Source organism: Saccharopolyspora sp. NPDC002686, assembly GCF_040295745.1.
GTDB lineage: Bacteria > Actinomycetota > Actinomycetes > Mycobacteriales > Pseudonocardiaceae > Saccharopolyspora > Saccharopolyspora oryzae.
On sequence record NZ_JBEOVY010000168.1, the window covers coordinates 1 to 16136 of the forward strand.

Annotated in this window: 16 protein-coding genes; 10 read left to right on the forward strand and 6 right to left on the reverse strand. The window is 69.7% G+C overall.

Annotated features, from left to right (window positions below):
• Window positions 1-184: 184 nt before the first annotated feature.
• Window positions 185-3625 (forward strand): patatin-like protein, encoded by a 3441-nt coding sequence (locus ABTZ89_RS21700; protein WP_351047499.1) that lies wholly within the window; start codon window positions 185-187, stop codon window positions 3623-3625.
• Here ABTZ89_RS21700 and ABTZ89_RS21705 read toward each other — a convergent pair.
• The gene (locus ABTZ89_RS21705; RefSeq protein ID WP_351047502.1) at window positions 3622-4458 is read right to left on the reverse strand and encodes a spermidine synthase; all 837 of its coding nucleotides are present in this window, start codon (window positions 4456-4458) and stop codon (window positions 3622-3624) included. The two genes, ABTZ89_RS21700 and ABTZ89_RS21705, sit on opposite strands and share 4 nt — an antisense overlap.
• Before the next feature lie 142 nt (window positions 4459-4600).
• Here ABTZ89_RS21705 and ABTZ89_RS21710 point away from each other — a divergent pair, with 142 nt between their 5' ends.
• Window positions 4601-6163, forward strand: coding sequence for an MFS transporter (locus tag ABTZ89_RS21710; protein ID WP_351047505.1), 1563 nt, complete (start codon window positions 4601-4603; stop codon window positions 6161-6163).
• Here ABTZ89_RS21710 and ABTZ89_RS21715 read toward each other — a convergent pair.
• Window positions 6070-6459, reverse strand: coding sequence for a helix-turn-helix domain-containing protein (locus tag ABTZ89_RS21715; protein WP_270948813.1), 390 nt, complete (start codon window positions 6457-6459; stop codon window positions 6070-6072). The genes ABTZ89_RS21710 and ABTZ89_RS21715 overlap by 94 nt on opposite strands.
• Window positions 6460-6666: 207 nt before the next feature.
• On the opposite strand from ABTZ89_RS21715, the gene ABTZ89_RS21720 reads away from it, so the two are divergent.
• From ABTZ89_RS21720 to ABTZ89_RS21740, 5 genes are all read left to right on the forward strand, one after another.
• Window positions 6667-7188 carry a YflT domain-containing protein gene (locus ABTZ89_RS21720; protein WP_270948812.1) on the forward strand — a complete coding sequence of 174 codons (522 nt, stop codon included), beginning with the start codon at window positions 6667-6669 and terminating at the stop codon, window positions 7186-7188.
• Window positions 7189-7510: 322 nt separating this feature from the next.
• Entirely contained in the window at window positions 7511-8767 is a 1257-nt protein-coding gene (locus tag ABTZ89_RS21725) for an ABC transporter substrate-binding protein (protein ID WP_502949576.1), read from the forward strand.
• Window positions 8767-9690 carry a carbohydrate ABC transporter permease gene (locus ABTZ89_RS21730; RefSeq protein WP_270948811.1) on the forward strand — a complete coding sequence of 308 codons (924 nt, stop codon included), beginning with the start codon at window positions 8767-8769 and terminating at the stop codon, window positions 9688-9690. The genes ABTZ89_RS21725 and ABTZ89_RS21730 overlap by 1 nt, the downstream gene beginning before the upstream one ends.
• Window positions 9690-10535, forward strand: coding sequence for a carbohydrate ABC transporter permease (locus ABTZ89_RS21735; RefSeq protein WP_270948810.1), 846 nt, complete (start codon window positions 9690-9692; stop codon window positions 10533-10535). Before ABTZ89_RS21730 ends, ABTZ89_RS21735 begins: the two co-directional genes overlap by 1 nt.
• Before the next feature lie 6 nt (window positions 10536-10541).
• Window positions 10542-11714 carry an ABC transporter ATP-binding protein gene (locus ABTZ89_RS21740; RefSeq protein ID WP_270948809.1) on the forward strand — a complete coding sequence of 391 codons (1173 nt, stop codon included), beginning with the start codon at window positions 10542-10544 and terminating at the stop codon, window positions 11712-11714.
• Here the strand turns inward: ABTZ89_RS21740 and ABTZ89_RS21745 are convergent.
• The 4 genes from ABTZ89_RS21745 to ABTZ89_RS21760 form a co-directional block, all read right to left on the reverse strand.
• The gene (locus ABTZ89_RS21745; RefSeq protein WP_351047511.1) at window positions 11707-12180 is read right to left on the reverse strand and encodes a CAP domain-containing protein; all 474 of its coding nucleotides are present in this window, start codon (window positions 12178-12180) and stop codon (window positions 11707-11709) included. The genes ABTZ89_RS21740 and ABTZ89_RS21745 overlap by 8 nt on opposite strands.
• A 310-nt stretch (window positions 12181-12490) precedes the next feature.
• Window positions 12491-12820: a hypothetical protein gene (locus tag ABTZ89_RS21750; RefSeq protein WP_351047514.1), complete on the reverse strand. Its 330-nt coding sequence runs from the start codon at window positions 12818-12820 to the stop codon at window positions 12491-12493.
• Entirely contained in the window at window positions 12820-13902 is a 1083-nt protein-coding gene (gene corA, locus ABTZ89_RS21755; protein ID WP_270948806.1) for a magnesium/cobalt transporter CorA, read from the reverse strand. The genes ABTZ89_RS21750 and corA overlap by 1 nt, the downstream gene beginning before the upstream one ends.
• A 440-nt stretch (window positions 13903-14342) precedes the next feature.
• A complete protein-coding gene (locus tag ABTZ89_RS21760) occupies window positions 14343-14771 on the reverse strand; it encodes an NUDIX hydrolase (protein ID WP_351047517.1) in 429 nt (142 codons plus the stop codon).
• A 146-nt stretch (window positions 14772-14917) separates the two neighbouring features.
• On the opposite strand from ABTZ89_RS21760, the gene ABTZ89_RS21765 reads away from it, so the two are divergent.
• The 3 genes from ABTZ89_RS21765 to ABTZ89_RS21775 all read left to right on the forward strand — a co-directional run.
• Window positions 14918-15079, forward strand: a complete 162-nt coding sequence (locus ABTZ89_RS21765; protein WP_270948804.1) for a hypothetical protein — start codon at window positions 14918-14920, stop codon at window positions 15077-15079.
• Between the two features lie 25 nt (window positions 15080-15104).
• Window positions 15105-15677, forward strand: coding sequence for a PH domain-containing protein (locus tag ABTZ89_RS21770; protein WP_270948802.1), 573 nt, complete (start codon window positions 15105-15107; stop codon window positions 15675-15677).
• A 96-nt stretch (window positions 15678-15773) separates the two neighbouring features.
• A partial coding sequence (locus ABTZ89_RS21775) for a PHP domain-containing protein (RefSeq protein ID WP_351047522.1) occupies window positions 15774-16136 on the forward strand: 363 nt, incomplete at its 3' end.

A 16136-nucleotide genomic window follows, 5' to 3' on the forward strand; every position in this document is an offset into this window, starting at 1 on the left:
TGTGCACTTCCGATGGGGGGGGGCCGGCCCCCACCGGCCGGGGGGGCGCAGTTACATTTCAACCCCCCCCCCCTCGGGATTGGTCCGGTGGGTTGAGGTTGTGGGGCATTGGGGGCCGGAAACGTCGTTGGGGGACACCGGACGGCGTTCGCGCGGTAGGTTTTCGGGTGATCCGCAGGTGTCGATGGAGAGGGCGGATTCCGAGGTGTCCACCGGGGCTGGAGCGGAGAACGAGCAGGAACTGCGCTTGGCGCTGGCGATGCGCGGTGGCGCGAGCATGGCGGTGTGGATCGGTGGCGCGGTCGCCGAGATCAACCGGCTGCGCACCGCGCTGCTCGACGCCGAGGATCCCGCCGGGGCGCACCCGTGGGCGGCGCTGGCGGAGTTGTCCGGATACGACTCGGTCGCCGTCGACGTGCTCGCCGGGGCGTCGGCCGGTGGGCTGAACGCCACGCTGCTGGCCACCACCCTCGTCTACGGCATGCCGTTCGACCGGATGCGCGAGGTCTGGGTGCGGCTGGGCGACGTGGAGGCGATGTCCCGGCCGGTGCCGAGGTTCTGGCAGCACAGCCCGCCGTCGCTGCTGGAGGGCGACGCCTACTTCCGCGCCGAGCTGGTCAAGGTCATCACCGGCAGCGTCCCGGCTCAGGCGGAGGCGCCGGGCAACCGCGCCGACCTGCTGCTCACCGCGACCCTGCTGGACCCGGTCGTGGAGCAGCGCCTCGACTCCCGCTCCGGTTCGATGCTGCAGGAGCGGCGCGCCGCGAGGTTCGAGTTCCGGCACCGCGGCCGGGCGGGCGATCCGCTGTCGGACTTCGGTGCGGGCGAGCAGTTCGGCGACACGGTGCTGCGGCTGGCCCACGCGGCCCGCGCCACCTCGTCGTTCCCGTTCGCCTTCGAGCCCGCCCAGGTGCACTCGTCGCTGGGCCGGCCGCCGGTGGGCGAGCCGAACATGGTCGGGCTGTTCTCCGAGACCACGGCCGATTCCGGTCCCGCGCCTTTCCGCGTGATCGACGGCGGTGTGCTGGACAACATCCCGGTGTCCGCGGCGATCCGCGCGATCACCGAAGCGCCCGCGGACCGCCCGACGCAGCGGTGGCTGCTGTACCTGAACCCGGACCCCATCGCTTCGCGGGAACAGCGCCGCGAGCCGGGGCGCGCGGTCCCGGTCAGCCTGACCGCGCTGCGCGCCCGCATGACGCAGGAATCGCTGCTCGGCGACCTCGAGGCGCTCGAGGAGCACAACCGCGTCGTGGAGCGAACGGCGTTGCGCCGCAAGGCGTTGTTCGCGCAGCTGCACGCCACGCCGGACGAAGAACGGCTCGACGCGCTGGAGCGCCAGGTCACCGCCGTCGCGCCCGACCACGCCGTGGTGCGCTCGGAGCTCGACGCGCAGGCGGTGTACCGGCTGCTCACCGAGCCCGCGGGCAGCGAGGACGGGAAGCTGCTGCCGCCGGTGGTCGGCGATCCGCTCGCGGACTGGTCCGCGACGGCCCGGACCCAGCTCGAGCAGCGGCTGTCCGACGGGCTCGGCCGGGAGGCGACGACGCGGGTCTTCGACGACGCGCGCAGCCTGATCACCGCGGTTCAGGAATGCCTCGGCTGGGCGTGGGACATCGAGCGCTGGTCGCCGGAGAGCCGGGAGATCGGGCGCTGCAAGTCGGTGCTCTACCGGCTGCGCACGTTCGCCGAAGTGCTGGAAGGCCACGCGGACCGGTACTGGATCAACGGCGCGAAGCTGGAGCCGATCGTCGAGACCGCGGAGCTCGACGAGTGGGTGCAGCGGGTGCTCCGGCGCCGGGTCCGGTTGCAGCACGCGCTGCCCACGCCGATCGCGCCGCTGCTCGGCGAGGTGCTGGGTGCGGTGGAGGAAGGTGCGGACTTCCAGCGGGTGCTCGCCGAGTTCGCCGCCGAGCTCCGGTCCATCGTGGAGTCTTCGGGCGCGGACGCGGTTCCGGAGGCCACCGGGGTGGATGCGGTGGCCGAAGCCCGCAAGCTGCTGCACCGCGTCGCCGACCGGCTGGCCGCCTTGGCCCCGCCGCGCGCGCAGTGCGACGAGCCCGCGCAGATCGGCTACTCGCTGCTGGAGCGCAGCGACCAGCGGCCCGAAGTGCTCCAGCAGCTGGTGGTCCTGACCGCACCGCTGGACGTCGGCCGGGTGCCGGGCTCGCGGATCAACCTGCTGCGCGTGGTCAGCGACGAGCAGAGCCCGCTGCCGTTCTCGGCGCTGCGGCGCGGGAAGAACGCCCCGCTGCGCATCGAGGACAAGATCCGCGGCCTGGACATCGGCAACTTCGGCGCGTTCCTGTCCGCCAAGTGGCGGGCCAACGACTGGATGTGGGGGCGGATGGACGCCGCCGCAGCGCTGGTCGGGCTGCTCGCCGACCCGGCGCGGTTGGTGCAGCGGCACGGCGGTTCCGAGGCGCTGGGCGATGCGCTGCAGGCGATCGTCAGCCGCCCGACGAAGGCCGAGCTCGGCAACCTCGACGAGGACCAGGCCAAGCAGTGGCGGGGTTTCCTGGCCGAGGTCTGGGCCCGGCACGCGGGCGACGTGCGCGCCGAGCTGGACGCGATGTTCGCCCGTCCCGACGACGAGCACCCGCTGACCGAGACCCGCAACCTGCTCACCGAACGTCTGCAGTGGACGATCGCGGCGGAGGAGGTCCCGTACGTGGCGACGGTGGCCTCGGGGGCGGACCAGCGCGGCGGCGGCGAGCCGTCGACGCCCACCCCGGAGCAGCTGTCGAACGAGGTCGAACACTACGCCGTCGGCCGCCAGCGCTTCGCGGACCTGGGGGAGCGGCGGGCGCTGTCGCTGGCCACCCGCTTCGGCCTGCTCGGCTACCGCGCCGCCCGCCCGTCGCGCGGCGGCGTGCTGCCGTGGCTCGGCCGTCGGGCGATGACGCTGATCAAACCGCTGGCGATGCTGGTCGTCTACGCCATCGCCGCCCCTCGCCGGGCGGCGCTGCTCGGTCTGCTGGCGGCCACTGCCGTGGCGTTCACCGGCATCGGCCAGACGAGCATGCAGACCGCATCGGGTTCGGACGACTTCCCGCAGTTCACCGCCAGCGCGGTGTCGGTCCAGCAGAGCTACTGCCTGTCCGAGTGCCCGCTGCAGGCGGCGGACTTCGGCTGGTTCGCCTTCGAACCGCCGCGGGGCGACTGGTGGGTCTTGGCGGACTTCTCGGGCACCTCCTTCGGCCCCGGCGTGCTGTTCGCGATGCTGCTGGTGGCGGTGTTCGCGGTGTGGGCGGGCAGCAGGATCGTGGCCCACTTCGGCCGCGGACTGGCCCGCTGGATCCCCGCCCTGGTCCTCGCGGCGGTGCTGCTGGCCGCGGAGTTCTGGTTGTTCACCACCGGTTTCCGCCTCGGCCCGCTCGGCCTGGCGCTGGTCGCGGTGCTGCTGACCTGGCCCGCGACGATCGCCTACCGGACCGGCGCCCGCATCGGAGCCGTCGCGCTGACGGCGCTGGTGTTCGGCGGTGTGCTGTGGCTGTCCGAACCGAACGCCTGGAGCGGCGGGGGCTGGATCCTGCTGGCCACGGCGCTCACGGCCTACGCGCACATGGTCCTGCTGGGCGTGGTCGACGTCCTCACCCCGCGCCCGCGCGGACGGACGAGCTAGCGGGATCCCCGAACCGGCGGGACCGGATCCTCGTGCGGATCGGCCTCGGTGATCGGGGCACCCGTTCCGGCGACGCCGGCCAGCTGCGGCGGGGTCAGGCACGACATCCGGTTCGCCGCTGCGGCGCCCCACGCGTCGAGCTCCGCCTTCGGCAGCTCCCGGGTGGAGGCGACGACCACGACGTTGCCGGCGCGGTGGCGCAGCAGGACGCCGGGCTCGGCGAGGACCAGGACGTGCGGGAACACCTCGCGGACCGAGGCGAAGGCGCGCAGCGCGAACTCCAGTGCACCGCCGTCCCAGATGTTCGCCGCGAACAGCCCGCCGGGACGCAGCACCCGCGAGATCTCGGTCAGGAACTCGACGGTGGCCAGCTCGGTGGCCACGCTCCCCGCGCGGAACACGTCGAGCACCACGAGATCGCTGCTGCCGTCCGGCGCGTCCTGGATACCCGCTCGCCCGTCCTGCACGCGCACGTCCAGCCCCGGCACCTCGTCCAGCGCGAGGTGCTCGCGCACGAGCTCGACCAGCGGTTCGTCGAGCTCGAACGCGGTCTGCTCGGATCCGGGCCGCGTCGCGGCGACGTAGCGGGGCAGCGTGCACCCGGCACCGCCGAGGTAGGTCGCAGACACCGCAGCGCCGGCGGGCCAGTGCCGGTCGATCGCCTGCGCGATCCAGGCGATGTAGGGCAGCTTCAGGTAGGTCGGATCGGCGAGGTCGACGAAGGACTGGGTGACGCCGTCGACGGCCACGGTCCACCCGCGGGACCGGTGCGGATCGGGGATCAGCTCGGCCTCGCCGAACCAGACCGACCGCTCGATGCAGACCCGCTCCACGACACCCACCCCCACCGGAAACCCTAGCCCGGGGAGTCGGTCCGGAAACCGCAGGCTTGCGCTCAACTCGGGTTGAGCCGACAAGCTACGGCCGATCCCGCTGCCCGCTCGGAGGCGGTGGACGTCCGGAGCGGAGGCCGGAATGGTGTTCGGCAGGCGATGCCCGTCCCGCGCTCGGTCGGATCGCGGCAGCACCGCGACGATCGAGCAGAGCTCCTCGCCCGCGCAACGCAAACCCGCCGTCGTGCTCGGGCTCGCGTGCGCGGGATCGTTCGTCGTGATCCTCGACGCCACCATCGTGTCCGTCGCGCTGCCCGCGATCCGCGCCGAACTGGGGTTCACCGACGCGACGCTGCCGTGGGTGGTCAACGCCTACACCCTCACCTTCGCGGGATTCCTGCTGCTCGGGGGACGGCTCTCGGACGTGTTCGGCCAGCGCTGGATGTACCTGTGCGGCATGGGGCTGTTCACCTTGGCCCGGACGGCGGGCGGCTTGGTGACCTCGGCCGAGCTGCTGCTCGCCGCGCGGGCCGTGCAAGGCGCCGGTGGGGCGCTGCTGATGCCGGTGACGCTGTCGCTGCTGATCACGACGTTCACCGAGCCCGCGCAGCGCGCGCGAATGCTGGGTACCTGGAGCGCGGTGGGCGCGGTCGGAGCGGCGTCCGGGCCGGTGATCGGCGGCGTGCTGACGCAGTGGGCGGGCTGGCGGTGGGTGTTCTTCGTCAGCGTGCCGGTCGGGGTGCTGGCGATCGCGGTCGCCTGGACCGCGCTGCCGCCGCGAACGGGCGGTGCGGTGCGACCGCGGTTGGACGTGCTCGGCGCTGTGCTGGTCACGACAGGTCTGGGCGGCATCGTCTACGCGGTGATGCACTCGTCCGAGACCACTTGGACGGACGCGTCGGTGTGGTCACCGCTGCTGGCCGGGATCGCGGTGCTGGGCGTCTTCCTGGTGCACCAGGCCAGGTGGTCGCGGGAGCCGCTGGTTCCGCTGGGCATCTTCCGGCTGCGATCGGTCAGCAGCGGCAACGTCGTGATGTTGTTGCTGGGACTGGGTTTTCTCGCCACCTCGGTCCAGCTGTCGCTGTACCTGCAGGACGTGCTCGGCTACTCGCCGCTGCGCGCCGGGCTCGGCTACCTGCCGATCGGAGTGGCGATGTTCGTCGGTGCGCAGATCGCCGGATCGCTGTCGGTGCGGCTGGGCGTGCGCCGCGCGGCGGTGCTGTGCTGCCTGATCGGCGCAGCGGGCCTCGCCGGGGTGGCGCTGCTCGCCGGCGCGAACTCCTCGTACGTGGCCTCGGTGATGTTGCCGGGCATGGTCTTCGGGTTCGGCACGGCTGCCGCGTTCACCCCGATCACGGTCGGCGCGACCAGCGGAGTTCCGGCGCACCAGAGCGGATTGGCTGCGGGATTGCTGAACACGGTCCGCCAGACCAGCGGTGCGATCGGACTCGCCGCGTTGAGCGCGCTCTCCGCCGCGGTGACGGCGTCGTGGCAGGCCGCGCACCCCGGGGACGACGTCAACGCGTTGGCGCACGGCTACACCGCTGCGTTCGCCGCATCGGCGGTCTGCGTCGCGGTCGCCGGCGCAGTCGCGGCGGTGGCGATGCCGGGTCAGCGCACTGCGGGGATCTCGGTCTCGGCGCGGAAACCCGGGCACCGCTCGGGATCTTCGGGGGATCGGCAGCCGAGCAGGCGGACCAGGTAGGACCGCGCACCGGCCAGTTCGGCCTGCTGCTGTTCGATCTCGCCGATCCGGGCGACGACCTCTTCGCGCCAGTCCGGCACGCCGGACAGCATGAGGGCGATCTGCTCCAGGCTGAAGAGCCCGCTGGTGCGCCATTCCTTGATCAGGGCGATGCGGTAGAGCTGATCGGTGTCGTACCAGCGCTGCCCGCCGCGCCGGTGCGGCGTGATCAGCCCGCGCCGTTCCCAGTAGTGCAACGTCGAGACGGCCAGCTCGAAGTGGTCGGCGACGGCGCGGATGGGGGTCGCAGCGGTCACGGATCCATTCGACCGCAAGCCGATAAATTAGGCAACCCTAAGTCGAATGTCGCGGGGCTGGGGATGCGTGCTGAGTCGTGGACCGACATGATCTCCGGGAAACCCTCGCAGGGTAGCCTGATGGGGGAAGGGACATTGCGGTGGAATCGGGCTCGTCCGCCGCCGCTGGTTCCGGCCTTGGCAGCACTTTTCACGGAGGTGTCAGCGGTGTCCAACCCATTCACCGGCGCCAGCCGGCAGACGCCGGGCACACCGAACCTGCCCACGCCGCCGACCGGTTGGCCGATCGGCTCCTACAGCACTTACGAAGAGGCGCAGCGCGCCGTCGACCACCTCGCGGACAGCGATTTCCCCGTGCAGGAGGTGACCATCGTCGGCGTCGACCTGATGCTCGTCGAGCGGGTCACCGGACGGCTGACCTGGGGCCGGGTGCTGGGCGGCGGTGCCGCTTCCGGCGCGTGGTTCGGCCTGTTCGTGGGTCTGATCATGGGCATGTTCACCCCGCAGGGCAGCTGGATCGGCCCGGTGCTGGCCGGCCTCGGCGCGGGTGTGCTGTTCGGTCTGGTCTTCGCCGCGGTCGGCTACGCCTCCACGCGCGGTCGCCGCGACTTCTCCTCGGCGAGCCAGCTGGTCGCGGGCCGCTACGACGTCCTGGCCCAGCCTCGCCACGCGGAGCAGGGCCGAGACCTGCTCGCGAAGCTGGCGATGAAACCACCACCCTCGCAGTGAGGGTTTTCCATCCTCGTCCTGCGCGGCGGTGCCGGTCGTGCCTCGCAGTCGCAGACCGGACAGGATGAAAAAGCCTCAGCGACGCGTTCGCGCCGAAGCCCAGGCCCCGTTCGGAGCCTGGGCTTCGTGCTTTCGGGGGAGCATTCGCATTGCCTGTTTCGCCGTTATTCACGTGTTGGCAACAAGCGGTGCGGCGGTCTTGCCGTAGCTGATCAAGCGCCCTAGCTTTCCCCTCACCGGCGTCACCGCCGGTGGTGGCAGGCGACGGAGCTCCGGACCCGGGCTCGGTCGCGGCTGCGGCCGGAAACTGGGAGGACCGATCGTGAGAGTTCGCCGCACTCGTCGCGCGGCGGTGCTCGGAGCATCGCTGGCCTGCGCGTCCGCGCTGACCGCCTGCGCGCCGGCATCCAGCGCGAACACCGTGAACCTCTACAGCGCGCCCGAGGAGAACCTGCAGCAGAACGTCGACCGCTGCAACGCCGCGTCGGGCGGGCGGTACAGCATCGTCTACCACAAGCTGCCCCGCGACGCCGACGGCCAGCGCGAGCAGATGGTGCGCCGCCTCGCCGCCGGGGACGAGGGCATGGACGTCCTGAACCTCGACGTCACCTGGACCGGTGAGTTCGCCGAGGCGAAGTGGATCCGGGAGTGGACCGGGCAGGACAAGGCCGACGTCGAGCGCGGCACCCTGCAGGGACCGCTGGAAACCGCCACCTGGGACGGCAAGCTCTTCGCCGCGCCGAAGAACACCAACGTGCAGCTCCTCTGGTACCGCAAGGACCTCGTGCCCGAACCGCCGAAGACCTGGGACGAGATGATCTCCACCGCCCAGCGCCTGAAGCAGGAGGGCAAACCGCACTGGGTCTCGCTCACCGGCGCGCAGTACGAGGGCCTGTACGTGCACTTCAACACGCTGGTCGAGTCGGCGGGCGGGCGCATCATCTCCGACGACGGCAAGACCGCCGTGGTCGACGAGGGCGCGGTGCGGGCGCTGCAGGCGCTGCGCGACCTCGGCACGGCGGGCGTGACCAGCGCGTCGATGAACAACGCCAAGGAGGACGACGCCCGGCAGGAGTTCGAGACCGGGCAGGCCGCGTTCCAGCTGAACTGGCCGTTCGTCTACGCCTCGATGCAGGAGAAGAAGCCGGAGCTGGCCGCGAAGGTCGGCTGGGCGCGGATGCCGGGGCTGCAGCCGGGCGTGCCGAGCAAGTCCACCATCGGCGGCGGCAACTACGCGATCAGCAGCTTCTCGACCAAGCCGGAGCTGTCCTTCGAAGCGGCCAAGTGCCTGCGCAACCCGGAGAACCAGAAGGCCTCCGCGCTCAACGACGGCGTGCCGCCGACCATCGAGTCCGTCTACGCCGAACCCGAGATCGCCGCGGAGTACCCGATGCGCGACACGATCCTGGAAGCCCTCAAGGATCCCGGCGTGCGCCCGGTGACCCCGGCCTCCCAGAACGTGTCCACGGTGCTGTCCAAGCTGCTGTCCCCGATCGCGCAGATCGACCCGCAACCCACCGCGGACCGGATGCGCACCGAGGTGCAGAACGCCTTGGAGTCCAAGGGAGTGATGCCCTGATGGTGCAACAGCAGGACTCCCTCCCCGTGGCCAAGGCGATCAGCGAGGGCAAGAAGGCCGAACGCAGGCTCGGCTGGATGCTGTGCGCGCCGGCCGCGCTGGTGATGCTCGCCGTCACCGGCTACCCGATCCTCTACGCGCTGTGGCTGTCCTTCCAGCGCTTCGACCTGAAGTACCCGGACCAGCGCGAGTTCGTCGGGCTGGACAACTACGTCACCGTGCTGAGCAACAGCTACTGGTGGACGGCGTTCTGGGTGACCGTGCTGGTCACGGTGGTGTCGGTGGTCATCGAGTTCGCGCTCGGCATGGGCCTGGCGCTGGTCATGCACCGGGCGCTGGTCGGCCGCGGTCTGGTCCGCACGGTCACCCTCATCCCGTACGGGATCGTCACCGTGGTCGCGGCGTTCAGCTGGCGCTACGCCTGGACCCCGGACACCGGGTACCTGGCCAACGCGATCACCCCGGACGGCGCACCGCTGACCGAGCACGCCAGCGCGCTGGCCATCGTGATCCTCGCCGAGGTCTGGAAGACCGCCCCGTTCATGGCGCTGCTGCTGATGGCCGGGCTGGCGCTGGTGCCCGACGACCTGCTCAAGGCGGCGGCGATGGACGGCGCCGGGCCGTGGCAGCGGTTCGTGAAGGTGATGCTGCCGGTGATGAAACCGGCCATCCTGGTCGCGCTGCTGTTCCGCACCCTCGACGCCTTCCGCGTCTTCGACAACATCGTGGTGCTCACCTCCGGCGCGCAGGACACCTCGTCGGTGTCGGTGCTGGCCTACAACAACCTGATCAAGGGACTGAACCTGGGCATCGGCTCCACCATGTCGGTGCTGATCTTCGTGGCGGTCGCGCTCATCGCGTGGATCTTCGTCAAGCTCTTCGGCACGGCCGCGCCCGGTAGCGACGACGAGGGGAGGCGCTGATGGCGGGCGTGGGAGGGGCGGAGACCCCCGCGCGGAAGGCCAAGTGGACGGTGCTCAACGTCGTCGTCGTGGTCTACGCGCTGCTGCCGGTGCTGTGGATCCTGTCGCTGTCGTTCAAGACGCCGGACACGCTGTCCGACGGCAACCTGATCCCGCGCGAGTGGACGCTGGAGAACTACGCGGCGATCTTCAGCACCACGGAGTTCACCCGCGCGCTGCTGAACTCCATCGGCATCGCGCTGATCGCCACCCTGATCGCGGTGGTGCTCGGCACCATGGCCGCCTACGCGATCGCCCGGCTGGACTTCCCCGGCAAGCGGCTGCTGGTCGGGGTGTCGCTGCTGATCGCGATGTTCCCGCAGGTGTCGCTGGTGTCCCCGCTGTTCGAGATCGAGCGGGTGCTGGGGCTGTTCGACACCTGGCCGGGGCTGATCCTGCCCTACATCACCTTCTCGCTGCCGCTGTCGATCTACACGCTGTCGGCGTTCTTCCGGGAGATCCCGTGGGAGCTGGAGAAGGCGGCGAAGATGGACGGCGCGACGCCGGGGCAGGCCTTCGCGAAGGTGATCGCGCCGCTGGCCGCGCCGGGCGTGTTCACCACCGCGATCCTGGTGTTCATCTTCTGCTGGAACGACTTCCTGTTCGCGATCTCGCTGACCTCCACGGAGAACTCCCGGACGGTGCCGGTGGCGCTGCAGTTCTTCACCGGCAGCTCGCAGTTCGAGGACCCGACGGGGTCGATCTCCGCCGCTGCGGTGGTGATCACCGTTCCGATCATCGTGTTCGTGCTGTTCTTCCAGCGGCGCATCGTGTCCGGACTGACCTCCGGCGCAGTGAAGGGGTGAGGCGAAGTGGCCGAGATCGTGCTGGACGCGGTGTCCAAGCGCTATCCGGACGGGGCGTTGGCGGTCGACGAGGTGAACCTGGAGATCGCCGACGGCGAGTTCGTGATCCTGGTCGGCCCGTCCGGATGCGGGAAGTCCACCACGCTGAACATGATCGCCGGGCTGGAGGACATCAGCTCCGGCGAGCTGCGCATCGGCGGTGAGCGGATGAACGAGCGCGCGCCGAAGGACCGCGACATCGCGATGGTGTTCCAGTCCTACGCGCTGTACCCGCACATGACGGTGTTCGAGAACATGGCCTTCCCGCTGCGCCTGGCCAAGGTCGACGCCACGACGGTGCGGTCGAAGGTCGAGGAGGCGGCCAAGATCCTCGACCTGACCCAGCACCTGGAGCGCAAACCGGCCAACCTCTCCGGCGGTCAGCGCCAGCGCGTCGCGATGGGGCGGGCGATCGTCCGCAGCCCCAAGGCGTTCCTGATGGACGAGCCGCTGTCCAATTTGGACGCGAAGCTCCGGGTGCAGATGCGCACCTCGGTGTCGAAGCTCCAGAAGCGCTTGGGCACCACGACGGTCTACGTCACCCACGACCAGACCGAGGCGATGACCTTGGGCGACCGGGTCGTCGTCCTGCGCGGCGGCGTCGTGCAGCAGGTGGGCGCGCCCCAGCACCTCTACGAACACCCGGCGAACCTGTTCGTGGCGGGTTTCATCGGCTCTCCGGCGATGAACTTCGCGCCGGTCGAGGCCGACGATGGCGTCCTGCGCGGCCCCCTCGGCGATGTCCCGCTCAACGACCGCATCCGCCGGGCGCTGGAATCCGCCGGTGGCCCGCGCAACCTCGTCCTGGGCATCCGCCCGGAGCACTTCGAGGACGCGGCTCTCCTCGACGACGCGACCCGGGCCGCCGGAGCCACGTTCCGGGGCGAAGTCGACGTGGTCGAGGAGATGGGCTCGGACAAGTACGTCTACTTCACCGTCCACGGCGGCCGGGCCAGCACGGCGGAACTCGACGAACTAGCGGCCGACAGCGGCAGCGCGGACGTCCCGACCGACGAGGGGCAGGTCGTCACCCGCCTCTCGGTGCAGTCCGCCGCCCGGGAGAACCAGCCCCTCGACGTCTGGTTCGACCCGGACAAGATCCACCTGTTCGACCCCACCACCGGCCGCACGCTCACCTGATCGGTGGGCGGCCGAGGTCCTGGGTCCAGTAGGTGCGGTACTGGCTGCCGGGGACGTCGGCGTGGCCGACGCCGAGGTCGGTGAACTTGCAGTTGAGGATGTTGCTGCGGTGGACGGCGGTCTCCATCCACTTCTGGAAGACGGTTTCGGCCGAGTCGTAGCCGGCGGCGATGTTCTCGCCGATGTAGTCGCCCGGGTACCCCGCGGCCTGAGTCCGGGCCGCGGGGTCGCTGCCCTCGCTACCGGTGTGGTCGAAGAAGCCCTGGTGCGCCATGTCGGTGCTGTGCTCGGTCGCCGCCTCGCTCAGGTCCGCGTTCAGCCGGAGCGGCGGACAACCGGCGCCCGCGCGGGCGGTGTTGGTCAGGTCGAGGAGCTGCTGCTCCACCGGTGGCGTGCTCGCCGCCAGGAGCAGCGGCCCGGCGCCGAGCAGCGCCAGAGCCGCAGCGGTTGAGCGCAAACCAGGCATTCGCGACCACCTCCACCGTGGGAAAGCCCTGTCCGGTGGGAGTTATAGCCGCGCCGCGCCGGCGATGCGCGAGCGCATCGCTGAATGCGGCTACCGCCCGTGGGCGCGAATTCAGGCCACAGTGGACGAGATTTCAGGCCTGGTTCGAGATGAGCAGGAAAATGGTGAAGATCCATCCCATGATCAGTGCGACGAGGATGGTCAGCTTGTTGGTCATCAAGCGAGTCATGGCGGTGCCTCCACGTGAACAACGAAGATCTGCAAGAGATTCGCCCTCACGATGTGGGCCCGCGGAGAATCCCGGCAGGCGTCAGCGCACGGCGGCGCGCGGCGCGGCGGGAACCGCGTCCCACATCGCGCCGGGTTTTCGCTGCACCCACGAGGTGTGCCGGAACAGCTGTTCCGCGATCTGCCGGCGCGTCACCGGACTTCGCCGCGGCAGGGGCGCGGAGACGGGTTGATGCTTGGCTCGCCCCTGGTTCTGCAGCAGCCGGTGCATGACAACCTCCTCACGCGCGGATACCGCCCGAACGAAACGGGCGGCGGTGAACGGCAGGTGGTGCACCCGGAAGAAGACCAGGCGCGAAGTGACCCTACTAAGCGTATCGTCCGAGATCCGGACTTCGTTACCGAGTGCCATCACAGCCACTTGTTCCGGCGGAAGATCTTGAACAGCACCAGGCACGCGGTCAGCATCAGCAGGAGGACCCCGGGATACGAGTAGGTCCAGTGCAGTTCGGGCATGCTGTCGAAGTTCATGCCGTAGATCCCGGCGACCATGGTCGGCGTCGAGATGATCGCGACCCACGCGGAGATCTTGCGCATGTCGGTGTTCTGCTGGAGCGTGATCTTGGCCAGCGTCGCGTCCACCAGGGTGGTCAGCAGTTCGTCGAAGGACCCCACCATTTCCGAGACCTTCGCCAGGTGGTCCTCGACGTTGCGGAAGTAGGAGCGCACGTCGTCGGCGACCATCGGCGTGTAGCCGTCGGCCAGCCGCTGCAACGGCTTCGTCAGCGGCAGCACCGCCCGGCGCAGCTCCAGGACTTCGCGCTTCATCAGGTAGATCTGCTCGGCGTCGACCTTGGTGCGCGGTTCGAAGACCTCGGCCTCGATCTCGTCGATGTCGTCCTGGATCGCCTCGGTGACCTCGAGGTAGGTGTCCACCACGTGGTCGGCGACGCCGTGCAGCACCGCCGACGGTCCCAGCGCCAGCTGCTCCGGATCGGCCTCCAGCTGGCTGCGCACCTCGCCGAGCCCGGCGTGCTTGCCGTGCCGGACGGTGATGACGAAGTCCCGGCCGAGGAACACCATCAGCTCGCCGGTGTCGACGATCTCGCTGGTCGCCGACCGCCGGTCCGAGGACAGGTAGCGGACCGTCTTGAGCACCATGAACAACGTGTTGTCGTAGCGCTCCAGCTTCGGCCGCTGGTGGGCGTGCACGGCGTCCTCGACGGCCAGCTCGTGCAGCCCGAAGGTGTCGGCGAGACCGTTGATCTGCTCTTCGGTGGGTTCGTGCAGGCCGATCCAGACGAATCCGGTGCCGCGGCGGCGCACCTCTTCGACGGCTTCGAAGTGGTTCCAGGTGCCTTCGACCCGCTCGCCGTCGACGTAGATCCCGCAGTCCACGACGTAGTCGGACGTCGGTGCGGGAGCCGGCCTGGGCGCGGTGCGGGGCGGGCGGCCGTTTCGGTTGCGCAGGCCGAGCGAGGGAAGGTTGGGCACGGCGGCCTCCAGGGTGTCCGGGGCGCGTTCCGCCGAGGTGGATGGACCGGGGAACGACGAGCTTCGGGGCGCGGAACGGGGTCGCGCATCCCGGCCGGGTCCGGAGGGGCGAAATGACCGGCGGTGCTAGCGGACGGTCTTCCCGGCGGGGATGCGGTTGGTACTGCACGGAAGAGCGCTGTCGGCACTAGTGCCCACGATCCCTCACCTCCTGAAGGTCATCCACCGATGCGGTGGTCCTCGCGTCAGCCAACCGGCAACGATACTCCGTCGGAGCGTTGTCCCGGCAACCGCTCTGGCAGAACGTCACAAGCCGCATCGAACGGCGGACGGAAACGGGTGAATTGGGCGATGTGGGCGAATGCCCGCGAGCTCCGCGGCCCGGTTCGGACAACTCGGTCACCGAGGATCGCGATGATCACCCGGTCGAATTCGGGTGATCACTCGTTGCGGGGTAAACAATCCCAGGACCGCAGGCAGTCCGCCAAACCCTTCGTCAGAGCGCCTTCGGCGTCGAATGTGGCGAAAGTCGCACTGTCCGCCCACATGGCATCTGCGGCGTCATCACCAGGGCAAAGGGCCCAATCATTGGTCCGGCAGGAGTAGTCGAGGATGTCGTAGGTCCCGTGCGGGCCGGGGCGGGTTATGCGGCCGACGAGCTCGCCGACGGTGACGGAGAGTCCCGTTTCCTCGAGGACTTCGCGCTGTACCGCCGAATGGTCGGATTCCCCCTGCTCCACCTTGCCGCCGGGCAGCGACCACTTCCCGGCATCCGGCTCATGTGCGCGTTTGACCAGCAGCAACCGGCCACGTGCGTCGTGGATCACGGCTCCGACGCAGCGGATCGCGGGGTCCTCCGATACGATCATCGCCACGGAGGGTAGTTGATCCGAGCCTGCTCGGAAACGACTGACCCAAGTGCGGTACAAAGCTGCCGTAAAGCGGCGAAGTGCGGTACAACGGATCAGCAAACGCCTGCGCTACTCAAGGGCATTTTCGGACGGGGTGCGTGACAGTGAACATGAAGAAAATCCTCACGTGGGCCGGAGTTGCTTTCCTCCTGTATTTCCTGTTCGCCGCGCCAGCTCAAGCGAGCGGCGTGGTCAACGGCATCCTGGACAGCCTGAAGGGCGCAGCAGAGGCCGTCATCACCTTCATGCAGAACCTCTTCCAGTAAGCGCGAGCCGCGGGAGGCGGGTGCCTTGTTCGCTCCGAGGGATCCCGACGAGTACCTGCTGGACACCGAACGCAGGGTGATCCGCGTGCGGCGCCACTGGGCGTGCTTGCTGTGGGACCTCTTCGAAGCGGTCGGCCTGCTCGTCGGCCTGGTGATGGTGTCGTACCTGCTACCAGCGGGCAACGCCTGGTTGTTCCAGAACATCCTCTGGTACGCCGGGTTGATCGTCCTGGTGCGCTTCACGTACCAGGTGCTCGACTGGTACGTGGAACGCATCGTCGTCACCGACAAGAGGTTCCTGCTGACCTCCGGCATCTTCACCACCAACGTGGCGATGATGCCGATCACGAAGGTGACCGACCTGACCTTCGCCCGAACCTTGATGGGCCGGATCTTCGGGTACGGCACCCTCGTGGTCGAGTCGGCCGGTCAGATCCAGGCGCTCAACCGCATCGAGTACGTCCCGAACCCGACCGAGGTCGAAGACGCGATCTCCGGTCTGGTCTTCGGCGACAAGAAGGGTCAGCAGCAGGACCGCTTCTCGATGCTCAAGGCTCGCCGAGCAGCAGTCGGAAAGCGCAAGGCCGCCAAGCTCTGAGCGGTGATCGGCCCGGCGGGCGTCCAGCTCGCCGGGCCGATCGCTGCCCGGACTGCGGTCGCGGCCGTTCGCAGGGCATAGGTCACACTGTTCGGTGTGCTAATCGACCTGCACACGCATTCCACCGAGTCCGACGGCACCGACACACCGGCCGAGCTGGTGGCCACGGCCGTCGCGGCGGGGCTGGATGCCATCGCGATCACCGACCACGACACCACCGCGGGCTGGGCAGAGGCCGAGCGAGCGGTGCGCGAGCTCGGGCAGCCGGGCCGGATCCGGGTCGTCCCGGGCGCTGAGCTGTCCTGCGCGTGCCCGGACGGCAACGGCCGGACGATCACCGTGCACCTGCTGGCGTACCTGTTCGACCCGGCGTCCGAGGCGCTCGTCGTCGAGCAGTCGCGGCTGCGCGCGGAGCGGCGGGAGAGGCTGCTCCAGATGGCTCGGCACATGGCGGCCGAC

Coding starts and splice junctions, on each gene's coding strand:
- ABTZ89_RS21700 (WP_351047499.1), top strand. CDS start 185: ATGGAGAGGGCGGATTCCGAGGTGTCCACCGGGGCTGGAGCGGAGAAC.
- ABTZ89_RS21710 (WP_351047505.1), top strand. CDS start 4,601: ATGGTGTTCGGCAGGCGATGCCCGTCCCGCGCTCGGTCGGATCGCGGC.
- ABTZ89_RS21730 (WP_270948811.1), top strand. CDS start 8,767: ATGGTGCAACAGCAGGACTCCCTCCCCGTGGCCAAGGCGATCAGCGAG.
- ABTZ89_RS21735 (WP_270948810.1), top strand. CDS start 9,690: ATGGCGGGCGTGGGAGGGGCGGAGACCCCCGCGCGGAAGGCCAAGTGG.
- ABTZ89_RS21745 (WP_351047511.1), bottom strand. CDS start 12,180: ATGCCTGGTTTGCGCTCAACCGCTGCGGCTCTGGCGCTGCTCGGCGCC.
- ABTZ89_RS21750 (WP_351047514.1), bottom strand. CDS start 12,820: ATGGCACTCGGTAACGAAGTCCGGATCTCGGACGATACGCTTAGTAGG.
- ABTZ89_RS21760 (WP_351047517.1), bottom strand. CDS start 14,771: ATGATCGTATCGGAGGACCCCGCGATCCGCTGCGTCGGAGCCGTGATC.